Below are 11730 nucleotides of genomic sequence, written 5' to 3'. Positions count from 1 at the left end.
GAGTCGCTGATGGTGAAGGGGTAGATCTTGCCGTCGTAGTCGTTCTTCACATCGCCGTCGATCTGGCTGTTGCGTACGGTCACGTTCTGGGCGGTGATCAGAAGCGTGCCGGGGATGTGCACCCCGTCCAGCACGGTCCCGTCCTGAGTCACCCGGTAGGCGCCGTAGAAATTCGGACGGAATGTCTTGAGCCGTGTGCCTTTGGGCACGCCGGTGCACGCCGGGGTGGGATAGCCGCGGCATCCGCCGGCCTGGGGGGTAGGGGTGGCGGTGTGGGACGGCCGGGCCGGTGGAGTGCTCTGCGGAGACGCGGGGGTGCAGGCCGCCACCAGCAGCGCGAGAGGGGCGGCCCTCAGGAGTAGCGATCTCATCGCGATAGACGTTCCCGAAGATCGGCCCACGTACCCGCCGACCGGTCCCGGGAGCTGATCGTGCTGACCGGCAACGGCCAGTCGATCTTCAGATCGGGGTCGTCGTAGCGCACGGCGAGATCCTCGGCCGGGTCGTGCTCCCGGTCGATTCGGTAGCAGACGTCGGTCTGTTCGGTAAGCGCCTGGAAGCCGTGCAGCAGCCCCGGCGGGACGTACAGGGTGTGGAACGACTCGTCGTCCAGCCGCACCGTCAGATGCTCGCCGAACGTGCGGGAGCCTGGCCGGGCGTCCACGAGCACGTCGAGTATCGCCCCGCGTGCGCAACGGACCAGCTTGGCCTCACCTCGTCCCGACCTGCCGTGCAGGCCACGTATGGTCCCCCTTCGGGAGCGGGACTGGCTGTCCTGGACGAAGGTGTTCGGATCGAGACCGTGTTCGGCGGCGAGCCGGGCGTCGAAGGTCCGGGTGAACAGTCCGCGGTCGTCCCGATGAGGCGTGGGGACGAACAGCAGCACCCCCTCAAACCTGGTGGGCTCCACGTGCATGTGCTTCCCTTCACCTACTGGTTGTGTCGGTCGCCCAGGTGATCGAGGTCGCGCGTGCCGACTCTCTCCGGGTCAGCGCGCGGTCGGCGAGCAGGACGGCCAGGTAGCAGGCGGCGTCCAGAGGGGTCACGGACCGGGACGTGACCAGCGTCGCGAGCGCGCGAGGTCCCAGCCTTCCCTCGGGCGCGGCAGACCCAGCTTCGCCAGCTGCCGGTTGCCCAGCCGGACCCGTACGCGCCGGCGCAGGTGTGCCCTGACCGTCCGCGCCGGCCGCACCACCGATCGCGCCTCGTGCACGATCACGCGCTCGTGCGGGCCGAAGCTACGGTGTACCAGCTCGTCGTCGGCCACCACGTCGGGAAGCGGGAACACTCGTGCGTGCCCGGCCCGGCTCAGCGCGTACACGCCGACGCCCGCCAGCGCCCGCCGCGGCTTCAGCAACTGCTCGTGCACGCGGTGGACACGCCGGGCCGTACGGCTGGTACCCGACAGGTCCCACACCGGGACAGGCGCGGCGGCCAGTGCGCCGGAATCCTCGAGCGCGGCAACCAGGGCCCGTGCGGATCCGGTGTCCAGCAGCACGTCGGCGTCCAGATAGATGCGGGGGAACACCGAGCACGCCGCGTCGCCCAGGCACAGCGCGTTCGCCTTGCCCGGCCGTGCCGACTCCACGACCCTCGCCCCGAGTCGCCGCGCGACCAGCGCTGTCCCGTCCGTGCATCCGTTGGGGACGACGACCACGTCCAGCTCGCCCGGCTCGGCTCCGGCCAGCAACGGTTCCAGGCAGCGGCCCAGGGTCGACTCCTCGTTGAACGCCGGGATGACGACGCTCGCGATCGGCTTCACCGGGTCCGGGCCGCCTCGTACGCCGCGAGCAGCGATTTCCGCGAGTTCTCCCACGACAGTGGGCCGGCGACCCGCTCTCGCCCGATCGCACCCATCCGGCGGCGCTCCTCCGGGTCGTCGAGGAGCATGGCGATGAGTTTGGCGAACTCCGACTCGTCGTTCGGCGGCGCGTAGACCGCCGCCTCGCCGGCGGAGACCTTCGCCTCACGGAGGTCGAAGGAGACGATCGGGCGGGCCATGGCCATGTATTCCATGACCTTGTTCATCGTGGAGACGTCGTTGAGCGGGTTGAGCGGGTCGGGCGACAGGCACACGTCGGCCGTGGAAAGGTAGCGGAGGAGGTCCTCGTCGGGGATGCGCCCGGTGAAGTCGACGAGGTCCGACAGGCCGAGGTCGCGGGCGAGCCGGACCATGTCGTCGAACGCGTCCCCCGCGCCGACGAAGGCCGCGTGCCAGTCGGTTCTGTTCTGCTCGTCCCGCAGCTTCGCCAGGGCGCGTAACGCGTAATCCACGCCGTCCTGGGGTCCCATGACGCCGAGGTAGCACAGTAGGTGCGGCTTGCCCTTCTTCAGCTCCGGCTGCGGCGGGACCTCGTGGAACCGCTCGACGGCGGGCGCGCTGCGCACCACGAAGACGTCCTCCGGGCGCTTGCCGCCCCGGGTGAGCGCGACCTCCCGGTAGCTCTCGTTGGTGGCGACGACGACGTCGGCCGCTCGGTAGGTGGCCCGCTCCAGGCGGCACACCAGCCGGTAGAGGAAGTCCTGGCCGCGCTGGAACCGTGACAGGTACAGCTCGGGCACCAGATCATGCTGGTCGAACAGGAACCGGGCGCCCCGGGACCCGAGCAGCCTGGCGATCAGGAAGAACAGGTCCGGCGGGTTGCAGGCGTGGATGACGTCGATCGGGCCCAGCCGGCGGGCCAATCGGTAGGTGTGCCAGAGGGCGGAGCCGTACTCACGCAGGTAACCGAGCGGGCCGCCCGTCGCGGCCTTGAGCGGATAGCGGTGGATCCTGACGCCGTCGATCTCGGCGTACGGTTCGGTGTCGCGCTTGGCGCCCTGTGGGCAGATGACGTGCACCTCCCAGCCGGCGTCGCGCAGCGCGAGACTTTCCTGCCATACGCGCCGGTCGAACGGCACGGACAGGTTCTCCACCAGGATGAGTGCCTTACCAGCCAAGTCCCACGTATCCCGGGTGTCGCCGACGCTCCTCGGCGTCGGGCAGGCGGATGAGATCGACGACGTTCCTGTCTCCTGCGTGGACGAGTGCGTCCAGGACCGCGGGATCGTCGCATCCCACAACGCAGACCTCGGCGTGCGCGAGCACGTCTTCGGCCGAGTTGGACAGCAGCTCGCTCAGGTGCGGTAGCCGGCTCTCAATGTAGTCCCGATTAGTCCCGATAAGGCGGGACATCGAAACATTGGCGTCGTAGATGCGAAGGTCGTAGCCCTTGCCGAGGAGGCGCTCCGCGAGCTCGACCAGAGGGCTCTCCCGCAGGTCGTCGGTGCCCGGCTTGAACGACAGGCCGAACAGCCCGACCCGGCGCTTGCCGGCCGCGACGACCAGGTCGAAGGCCCTGCGCAGGTGCTCCTCGTTCGACGGCAGCACGTGGGACAGCAGCGGCACCGCGACGTCGGCCCGGTGCGCGGCGTAGACGAGGCCACGCAGGTCCTTGGGGAGACACGAGCCGCCGAAGGCGAAACCGGGGCGCAGGTAGGCGGGGCTCACGTTGAGCTTGGTGTCGGCGAGGAACACGTCGATCACCTGGTGGGAGTCGACCCCGAGAGCGGCGCAGACGGCGCCGAGCTCGTTGGCGAAGGCGATCTTCAGGCCGTGGAACGAGTTGTCGGCGTACTTCGTCATCTCGGCGACGGTGACCGGCACCCGGAACACCTGTCCCGGCAGCCCGCCGTACAGCCTGGCGACCATGTCGCCGCTGGCCGGATCAAGTTCGCCGATGACGGTCTTCGGCGGGTCGAAGAAGTCGCGGACGCTCGTGCCCTCCCGTAGGAACTCCGGATTGACCGCCACGCCGAAGTCGACGCCGGCGGTGCGGCCCGAGGCCTTCTCCAGAATGGGGACGAGCACCGAGGCGGTGGTGCCCGGCAGCATCGTGCTGCGGAACACGACGGTGTGCCAGTCCCGCCGGTCCGCCAGCGCCTCGCCGATCTGCTCGGCCACCCGCTCCAGGTAGGCGGTGGACAGGCTGCCGTTGGACGCGGAGGGAGTGCCGACGCAGACCAGCGACAGCTCGCTCTCCCTGACGGCTTCGACGGCATCGGTGGTGGCGCGCAGCGCACCGGAGGCGACGACCTGGGCGGTCAGCTCGCCGATCCGCTCCTCGACCACCGGTGCCCGGCCGCGTCCGATCAGGTCCACCTTGAGGGGATTGACGTCCACGCCGACGACCTGGTGACCGCGCGACGCCAGGCAGGCGGCCGACACGCAGCCGACGTAGCCGAGCCCGAACACGCTGATTCTCACCGGCAGGCCCCCTCGTCACGACAGCATCCCCTCAGTAGTCGCGTGCGTCGCGTCGATCGTTACGGTGACCGGGTATCGGGCGCCTCTACGGAACCGTTCCGGTATGGCTCTTCAGTCGGGCAGAGCCTGGATGCGGCGTGAGGGGCGCAGCAGCCACACCACCGCTTCGCGCGCCGCTCGTCGCCCGCGTAGCGCGCGGATGCTCTCGCCGACGACCACGGCGAGGTAGTAGGCCATGGTGGAGACGGGGCCGCGGCGTCTGCGGAACAGCCTGACCTTGTTCACCGTCAACAGCGCGGCCAGCATGGGATTGACCTTGGCGTCGCCTCCGATGTGCTCGACAGTGGCGGCCGGCTCGTACCAGAGGGACCAGCCACGCTCGGCGGCGCGCAGCGCGTACTCGGTCTCCTCGCTGTACAGGAGGAACGATTCGTCCCACGGCCCCACCTCGGTCAGCGCCTTAACGGACATGAGGAGGGCGGCGCCCGTCGCCCATTCGGCCTGCCCCGGCCGCTCGTAGACGGCAGGGTCGGTGATCACCTCGCCGAGGGCGGCGATGCGCCCGGCCAGCCGTCCGCCGATCAACGCCTCCGCCCACGCCCGCCGTACGGTGGGAGCCCGGCGCAGGGAGGGATGGGTGTGGCCGTCCAGGCCCACCAGACGTGGGGCGGTGATGCCGCGGCCCGGTTCGTCCAGTGCCGCGGCGAGCGGCGCCAGGCAGCCCGGCCGCAGGCGCAGTCGGGGTTCGAGGACCATGACAGCGTCGAGCCGCTCCAGGTCCAGGGCGGCCACGCCCGCGTTGAAACCGGCCGCGTACCCCGCGTTCCTGCCGACCTGCACCACGGTAGCCCCGGCTCGCCGGGCGAGGTCCGCCGACTCGTCCTTGGAGGCGTTGTCCGCGACGACGATCTCGCGCAGATCGACGCCCCGCGCTCCGGCCGCCAACGAGTCCAGGCATCCTCCGAGGATCTTCGCACTGTTGTAGGTGACGATCACGACGGCGACGCGGGGGACGGCTGGCATACGGGCCTCCGAGGCAGGGCTCCGACGGTTGCGACGTTCCGGCCACGCGCATGCTAGCGCCTCAGGCGTCGGCTCTTTCCCTGTAACGAGCGGACTTCTCCGCCACGATATGTACACCAGTGGGATCGGCGGGTTCGAGGGGGTTGGCGGCATGCACGATGTTCAGGCGTTCACCTTCAGGCGTGAGGAGTTGTTCCCCATCGCCGATCGGCTGCGCGCGGATTTCCTCGACGCCAAGCCGTTCCGGCACGTGGTCATCGACGATTTCCTGCCGCCCAGCGTGCTGGAGCCCGTCCTGTCCGAGTTCCCCGAGCCTCGCGACGCCAGTTGGCAGCGGTTCGACGACGCTCGCGAGATCAAGCTCGCCCTGGCCGACACGGAGAAGATGGGCCCGGCGACCAGGGCCCTGCTCGCCGAGTTCAACGGCGGTGTGTTCGTGGAGTTCCTGGAGCGGCTGACCGGGATCAAGCACCTGGTGTCCGACCCTCACCTGGAGGGCGGCGGCCTGCACCAGATCCGCCCAGGCGGCTTCCTGAAGGTGCACGCCGACTTCAACAAGAGCCGCAGGCTCAACCTCGACCGGCGGCTGAACGGCCTGCTCTACCTGAACAAGGATTGGGAGGAGAGCTACGGCGGACACCTGCAGCTGTGGAACAAGGACATGACCGTCTGCGAGCACAAGATCCTGCCCGTCTTCAACAGGTTCGTGCTGTTCGCCACGACGGACGACGCGAACCACGGCCACCCCGATCCGCTGACCTGCCCGGAGGACCGGGCCCGGCGATCCATGGCGCTGTACTACTACACCAACGGCCGTCCCGAAGAAGAGGTCACCGAGGACCACACGACGTTGTTCAAGGAGCGGCCGGGCGAGACGTGGAAGTTCAACGCCAGGCAGGTCGCCAAGCGCTGGACCCCGCCCGCCCTCGTCGAACTGTTCGGTCGCGACAGGGGAAAGTGACCGTCACAGCCGCCGGCCGTACCACTCCAGGGTGCGCCTCAGCCCCTCGTCGACGGGCGTTCCGGCGCGCCATCCCAGCACCTCGGCGGCTTCCTCCACATGGGCGAACCGCTCGACGTCCATGACGCGCTCGGGCCGCGTGCCGAACGGTGGCGTTGCCGTGTTGCCGGCCAGCTCATACAGCCTGCTCACGATCTCGCGTACGGCGATGCCGTCGCCGGTGCCGATGTCGAAGACCCGGCCGACCGCCTCCTCCCTCTCGGCGGCGAGCACGAACGCCTCGACCACGTCGTCGACGTACACCCAGTCCATGCGCCGCTTCCCCGCCGTCAGCAGCGGCTTCTCGCCTCGCAGCAGGCACAGCGTGACGTAGGGGACCACCTTGGTGGTGTCGGGCTGGCCGGGGCCGTACGCCATGGCGATCCGGAGGACGGTCACCGGGACATTCCACAGCTGGTGGAACAGCCGCGCGTACCCCGTCGCGGCCCACCGCGCGACGGCGTACGGGGACGAGGTCAGTGTCTCGCCCAGCTCCGACCGGGCCTCCTCGATGGAGCCGGCCATCACGACCCGGACGCCGGCGCCGCGCGCGGCGTCGAGCAGGTTCACCGATCCCATCACCGTGTTGGTCAGCGTGGGCATCAGGGACTCGGTGCCGCGCGAGCCGGTCACCTCTCCGGCGAGGTGGAAGACGACGTCCGGCCGGACGGAGCGGACGAGTTCCCCGGTGGCCTCGGCGTCCCTGAGGTCGACGGTGTGCCAGATGAGCGTGTCGTCAGCGACCTCCCGCCTGCTGACGCCGTGTACCTGCGCGCCCAGAGAGGTGAGGTGCAGGGCGAGCCGGGATCCGATGAACCCGGTGGCGCCTGTCACCAGGACACGGCTGCTGTCCCACCTCATGGAGGCCTCCCTGACGCGTCGCGTGGCTCATGCTCTAGCCGAGAAGCCTATTCATGCGGGAGACGCCGTGCGGGTTTTCCGTGAGGGGCGGCCCGTGGGAAGCCGCCCCTCGGATACGTCAGCCGATGGTCCAGGTGTCCCCGCCGTGGAGCAGGTCGGCGAGGCTGCCCGTGCCCTTGTCGGCCGTGGCCGTCTGGACCTGCTCGTTGAGGAGCTGGTCGTACGACGGCCGGTCGATGGAGCGGAAGACGCCGATCGGCACGTGCTCGAACGCCGGCTCGTCCAGCCGCGACAGCGCGAACGCCAGCGACGGGTCGGGGTTGTGGGCGTCGTGCACGAGGATCTCTCCGTCGGAGACCTCGGCGCGGCGCACGACCTCGACGCCGCCCGTGGGCGACAGCCGTACGGCGCGTTCGTTGTCGCCGGTGCCGAAGACGATCGGCTGCCCGTGCTCGAGCCGGACGGTGATCTCGTCGCGGGTGCCCGGGTCCTTCAGGGTGTCGAAGGCGCCGTCGTTGAAGATGTTGCAGTTCTGGTAGATCTCCACCAGCGAGGCGCCGCGGTGCTCGGCGGCCTGGCGCAGCACGCCCTGCAGGTGCTTGCGGTCGCTGTCGATGGTCCGGGCGACGAACCCGGCCTCGGCCCCGAGCGCCAGCGAGATCGGGTTGAACGGCTTGTCCAGCGACCCCATCGGCGTCGACTTGGTGATCTTGCCGATCTCGCTCGTGGGGGAGTACTGCCCCTTGGTCAGGCCGTAGATCCTGTTGTTGAACAGCAGGATGTTCAGGTTGACGTTGCGGCGCAGCGCGTGGATCAGGTGGTTGCCGCCGATCGACAGCGCGTCGCCGTCACCGGTGATCACCCATACCGACAGGTCCGGCCGGGAGGCGGCCAGCCCGGTGGCGATGGCCGGAGCTCGCCCGTGGATCGAGTGGAACCCGTAGGTGTTGAGGTAGTACGGGAAGCGCGAGGAGCAGCCGATGCCCGAGACGAACACGATGTTCTCGCGCTTGAGCCCCAGCTCGGGCAGGAAGCTCTGCACCGCCGCCAGGATCGCGTAGTCACCGCAGCCCGGGCACCAGCGCACCTCCTGGTCGGACTTGAAGTCCTTCAGCGTCTGCTTGACGTCCGTACGGGGGATGAGGGCCAGGCCCTTGCCGTTGAGGGTGTCAGTCACTTTCGATCACGTCCTGAATGACGGCGGCGAGCTCGGCGGCCTTGAACGGGAGCCCGCGCACCCGGTTGTAGCTGATCACGTCGACCAGGTAACGGGCCCGCAGCAGCATGGCGAGCTGGCCGAGGTTGATCTCCGGCAGCAGCACCTTGTCGTAGGAGCGCAGCACCTCGCCGGTGTTGGCGGGCAGCGGGTTCAGGTGCCGCAGGTGCGCCTGGGCCACCTTGTGCCCACTCGCGCGCACCCGGCGGGCCGCCGCCGCGATCGGCCCGTACGTCGAGCCCCAGCCGAGCACGAGCACCCGGGCGTCGCCGTCGGGGTCGTCCACGACCAGGTCGGGCACGTCGATGCCGTCGATCTTGGCCTGGCGCAGCCGCACCATCTTGTCGTGGTTGTCCGGGTCGTAGGAGATGTTCCCGGTGCCGTCGGCCTTCTCGATGCCGCCGATCCGGTGCTCCAACCCCGCCGTGCCCGGCACCGCCCACGGGCGGGCCAGCGTCTCCGGGTCGCGCAGATAAGGCAGGTAGGTCGTGCCGTCCGCACCGTTGGGCTCGGTGGTGAACAGCACCGAGATGTCCGGCAGCTCGTCGATGTCCGGGATGCGCCACGGCTCCGAACCGTTGGCCAGGTAGCCGTCCGACAGCAGCATGACCGGCGTGCGGTACTTCAGCGCGATCCGCGCCGCCTCGATCGCCATCGTGAAGCAGTCCGACGGGGTGGCCGCCGCCAGCACCGGCACCGGCGACTCGCCGTTGCGGCCGTACATCGCCATCAGCAGGTCGGTCTGCTCGGTCTTGGTCGGCATGCCGGTCGAGGGCCCGGCCCGCTGCACGTCCACGATGATCAGCGGAAGCTCCGTGGTCACCGCGAGGCCCACGGTCTCGGCCTTGAGCGCGATGCCCGGGCCGGAGGTCGTGGTCACGCCGAGCGACCCGCCGAAGGCGGCCCCGAGAGCCGCGCCCACGCCGGCGATCTCGTCCTCGGCCTGGAACGTCCGGACCCCGAACCGCTTGTGCTTGGACAGTTCGTGCAGGATGTCGGAGGCCGGGGTGATCGGGTAGGACCCGAGGAACAGCGGCAGCTTCGACTGCACCGACGCCGCGATCAGCCCGTACGCCAGGGCCTGGTTGCCGGAGATGTTCCGGTAGGTGCCCGGGCGGAGCGTGGCCGGCTTGATCTCGTAGGAGACCGAGAAGGACTCGGTCGTCTCGCCGTAGTTCCAGCCCGCCTGGAAGGCCGCGATGTTCGCCTTGGCGATCTCCGGCTTCTTGGCGAACTTGGCCTCCAGGAACTGGATCGTCCCCTCGGTCGGGCGGTGGTACAGCCACGACAGCAGCCCGAGCGCGAACATGTTCTTGGCCCGCTCGGCGTCCTTCTTGGAGATGTCGTAGCCCTCGAGCGCCTTGACCGTCAGCGAGGTCAGCGGCACCGCGTGCAGGCGCCACTCGGCCAGCGAGTCGTCCTCGAGCGGGTTGCCGTCGTAGCCCACCTTGGCCAGGTTGCGCTTGGTGAACTCGTCGGTGTTCGCGATGATGTCGGCGCCCTTGGGCAGGTCGCCGAGGTTCGCCTTCAACGCGGCGGGATTCATGGCGACGAGCACGTTGGGCGCGTCGCCGGGGGTCAGGATGTCGTGGTCGGCGAAGTGCAACTGGAAGCTCGACACCCCGGGGAGGGTGCCGGCGGGAGCGCGGATCTCCGCCGGGAAGTTGGGGAGCGTCGACAGGTCGTTGCCGAACTGGGCCGTCTCCGCCGTGAACCGATCACCGGTGAGCTGCATTCCGTCGCCGGAGTCACCCGCGAACCGGATGATCACGCGGTCGAGTTGCTGAACCTGCTTGGTCACAGCTCCTCAGTCCTCCTTGACGCGCCCAGGGCTGCCTGCTGGTGGCACGTTGTCATATCCATGCTAGATCCATCGGGGTCACGCTGGTTTTTCGTAGATGCGCACTTGAGGCGCGCTCTACCGGGACTTTCCGCACCTGTGGCGCGTTCCCGCTGGTGCCTCGGCCGCCGAGGGCGGCGCACCGTCAGCTTCGCGAACCGTCCGGGCGACACAGGCCCGACGCGAGCCGGCACAGGTCCAGGTGCAAGCGGGCGACGAGCTTGATTCGGGTCACGATCCTCAACTATATGCGGGGGACTCGGATGTGACCGTCAGGTGTTCAGCCCTTGAGATCGTGCCGGGGTTATCCTCGAGACCTGGGAGGCGGTTATGAGTGGATACTTCGGCTCATATGCCGTGGTCGTCGTCCTCTTCCTCGTCGGCATGGCGATCTTCGCGGGCGGATTGTTCGTGAACCGCATGTTACGTCCCAGTCGGCCGACCCCCGAGAAGCTCACGACGTACGAGTGCGGGGTCGATCCCGTCGGCGAGGGCTGGGCGCAGTCGCAGATCCGCTACTACGTCTTCACGTACCTCTACGTGGTCTTCGCCGTCGACGCCGTGTTCCTGTTCCCCTGGGCCACCGTCTTCGCCGCCCCCGGGTACGGCATGACGACGCTGGTGGAGATGTTCGTCTTCCTCGCGTTCATCGCGCTCGGCATCCTGTACGCCTGGCGCAAGAGGGTGCTGGGCTGGACGTGACCCGACCGGCTCCGGGGAGGACAATGGACGACATGGCGGTGACCGCATGCCCGTGAACGATCTCCCGATGCCCACGGTGGGGCCGGTGTCCCGGCTGGCGCCCAAGCCGATGAAGTTCGTGCTGAACTGGGGCCGGCGCTACTCGCTGTGGGTCTTCAACTTCGGGCTGGCCTGCTGCGCCATCGAGTTCATCGCCACGTCGATGAGCAGGCACGACTTCATCCGCTTCGGGGTGATCCCGTTCGCCAACGGCCCTCGGCAGGCCGACCTGATGATCGTGTCGGGCACGGTGACCGACAAGATGGCTCCCGCCGTACGGCGGCTGTACGAGCAGATGCCCGACCCCAAGTACGTGATCTCGTTCGGCGCCTGCTCCAACTCGGGCGGGCCCTACTGGGACTCGTACTGCGTCACGAAGGGCGTGGACCAGATCATCCCGGTGGACGTGTACGTCCCCGGGTGCCCGCCCCGCCCCGCAGGCGCTGCTCCACGGGATCATGAAGCTCCAGGAGAAGATCGCCGGCGAGACGCTGGAGGACCGCTACCTGCCGGGGGCCGACGCATGAGCGCTGAGGCCGTGCGTGAGCGGTACGGCTCACGCGTCACCGACTCCTTCGGCCAGGACGTGCTCGACGTGGAGCCCGGCGAGTGGACCGACGCGCTGGCGTTCGCGCGCTCGGCCGGATTCGAGTTCTTCGACTGGCTGACCGCCGTGGACGAGCCGCCCGAGGCGTTCTCCGTCGTGGCCCACGTGTTCGACCCGGTCGCGTTCGCGCACCTGCTCGTGCGTACCCGGGTGCCGCGCGCGGACCCCCGCCTGCCGACCGCCACCGGCGTCTTCC

General features: G+C 69.1%; 11 protein-coding genes and 2 pseudogenes. 4 read left to right on the top strand and 9 right to left on the bottom strand.

All coding sequences use genetic code 11. From position 1 onward, the window contains the following. The 6 genes from B1L11_RS44935 to B1L11_RS07745 form a co-directional block, all read right to left on the bottom strand. Window positions 1-371 (bottom strand): cytochrome P450 (locus B1L11_RS44935; protein WP_218670954.1); only part of this gene is annotated, 371 nt, incomplete at its 3' end. Next, entirely contained in the window at window positions 368-916 is a 549-nt protein-coding gene (locus tag B1L11_RS07765) for a dTDP-4-dehydrorhamnose 3,5-epimerase family protein (RefSeq protein ID WP_079313855.1), read from the bottom strand. The genes B1L11_RS07765 and B1L11_RS44935, both read right to left, overlap by 4 nt. Before the next feature lie 126 nt (window positions 917-1042). Further along, a complete protein-coding gene (locus B1L11_RS07760; RefSeq protein ID WP_179155027.1) occupies window positions 1043-1762 on the bottom strand; it encodes a glycosyltransferase in 720 nt (239 codons plus the stop codon). Next, window positions 1759-2940, bottom strand: coding sequence for a glycosyltransferase family 4 protein (locus B1L11_RS07755; protein WP_079313854.1), 1182 nt, complete (start codon window positions 2938-2940; stop codon window positions 1759-1761). Before B1L11_RS07755 ends, B1L11_RS07760 begins: the two co-directional genes overlap by 4 nt. Then, window positions 2930-4246: a nucleotide sugar dehydrogenase gene (locus B1L11_RS07750; RefSeq protein WP_079313853.1), complete on the bottom strand. Its 1317-nt coding sequence runs from the start codon at window positions 4244-4246 to the stop codon at window positions 2930-2932. Before B1L11_RS07750 ends, B1L11_RS07755 begins: the two co-directional genes overlap by 11 nt. 111 nt (window positions 4247-4357) lie before the next feature. Then, the gene (locus B1L11_RS07745; RefSeq protein WP_079313852.1) at window positions 4358-5269 is read right to left on the bottom strand and encodes a glycosyltransferase family 2 protein; all 912 of its coding nucleotides are present in this window, start codon (window positions 5267-5269) and stop codon (window positions 4358-4360) included. Between the two features lie 151 nt (window positions 5270-5420). On the opposite strand from B1L11_RS07745, the gene B1L11_RS07740 reads away from it, so the two are divergent. Continuing rightward, complete coding sequence (locus B1L11_RS07740) at window positions 5421-6230, top strand: 2OG-Fe(II) oxygenase (RefSeq protein ID WP_079313862.1); 810 nt, start codon at window positions 5421-5423, stop codon at window positions 6228-6230. A gap of 3 nt (window positions 6231-6233) precedes the next feature. Here the strand turns inward: B1L11_RS07740 and B1L11_RS07735 are convergent, their stop codons facing one another. The 3 genes from B1L11_RS07735 to B1L11_RS07725 form a co-directional block, all read right to left on the bottom strand. Further along, a complete protein-coding gene (locus B1L11_RS07735; RefSeq protein ID WP_079313851.1) occupies window positions 6234-7130 on the bottom strand; it encodes an NAD(P)-dependent oxidoreductase in 897 nt (298 codons plus the stop codon). A 118-nt stretch (window positions 7131-7248) separates the two neighbouring features. Then, the gene (locus B1L11_RS07730; RefSeq protein ID WP_079313850.1) at window positions 7249-8307 is read right to left on the bottom strand and encodes a 2-oxoacid:ferredoxin oxidoreductase subunit beta; all 1059 of its coding nucleotides are present in this window, start codon (window positions 8305-8307) and stop codon (window positions 7249-7251) included. Next, window positions 8300-10147, bottom strand: coding sequence for a 2-oxoacid:acceptor oxidoreductase subunit alpha (locus tag B1L11_RS07725; protein WP_079313849.1), 1848 nt, complete (start codon window positions 10145-10147; stop codon window positions 8300-8302). Before B1L11_RS07725 ends, B1L11_RS07730 begins: the two co-directional genes overlap by 8 nt. 369 nt (window positions 10148-10516) lie before the next feature. On the opposite strand from B1L11_RS07725, the gene B1L11_RS07720 reads away from it, so the two are divergent. The 3 genes and pseudogenes from B1L11_RS07720 to B1L11_RS50025 form a co-directional block, all read left to right on the top strand. Further along, window positions 10517-10888: an NADH-quinone oxidoreductase subunit A gene (locus B1L11_RS07720; protein ID WP_079313848.1), complete on the top strand. Its 372-nt coding sequence runs from the start codon at window positions 10517-10519 to the stop codon at window positions 10886-10888. A 67-nt stretch (window positions 10889-10955) separates the two neighbouring features. Continuing rightward, a pseudogene (locus tag B1L11_RS07715) lies at window positions 10956-11454 on the top strand (NADH-quinone oxidoreductase subunit B). Then, a pseudogene (locus tag B1L11_RS50025) lies at window positions 11451-11675 on the top strand (NADH-quinone oxidoreductase subunit C); the annotation flags it as partial. The pseudogenes B1L11_RS07715 and B1L11_RS50025, both read left to right, overlap by 4 nt. Window positions 11676-11730: the final 55 nt, after the last annotated feature.

It is taken from the genome of Microbispora sp. GKU 823, assembly GCF_002027145.1.
Classification (GTDB): Bacteria; Actinomycetota; Actinomycetes; order Streptosporangiales; family Streptosporangiaceae; genus Microbispora; species Microbispora siamensis.
The sequence above is the reverse complement of the archived record's forward strand: the minus strand, read 5'-3'. Positions and strand labels throughout refer to the sequence as shown.

What these genes read in the sequence shown, in the direction of transcription:
- B1L11_RS07765 (WP_079313855.1), bottom strand. Translation starts at nt 916, where the DNA reads ATGCACGTGGAGCCCACCAGGTTTGAGGGGGTGCTGCTGTTCGTCCCC.
- B1L11_RS07735 (WP_079313851.1), bottom strand. Translation starts at nt 7,130, where the DNA reads ATGAGGTGGGACAGCAGCCGTGTCCTGGTGACAGGCGCCACCGGGTTC.
- B1L11_RS07740 (WP_079313862.1), top strand. Translation starts at nt 5,421, where the DNA reads ATGCACGATGTTCAGGCGTTCACCTTCAGGCGTGAGGAGTTGTTCCCC.
- B1L11_RS07720 (WP_079313848.1), top strand. Translation starts at nt 10,517, where the DNA reads ATGAGTGGATACTTCGGCTCATATGCCGTGGTCGTCGTCCTCTTCCTC.
- B1L11_RS07745 (WP_079313852.1), bottom strand. Translation starts at nt 5,269, where the DNA reads ATGCCAGCCGTCCCCCGCGTCGCCGTCGTGATCGTCACCTACAACAGT.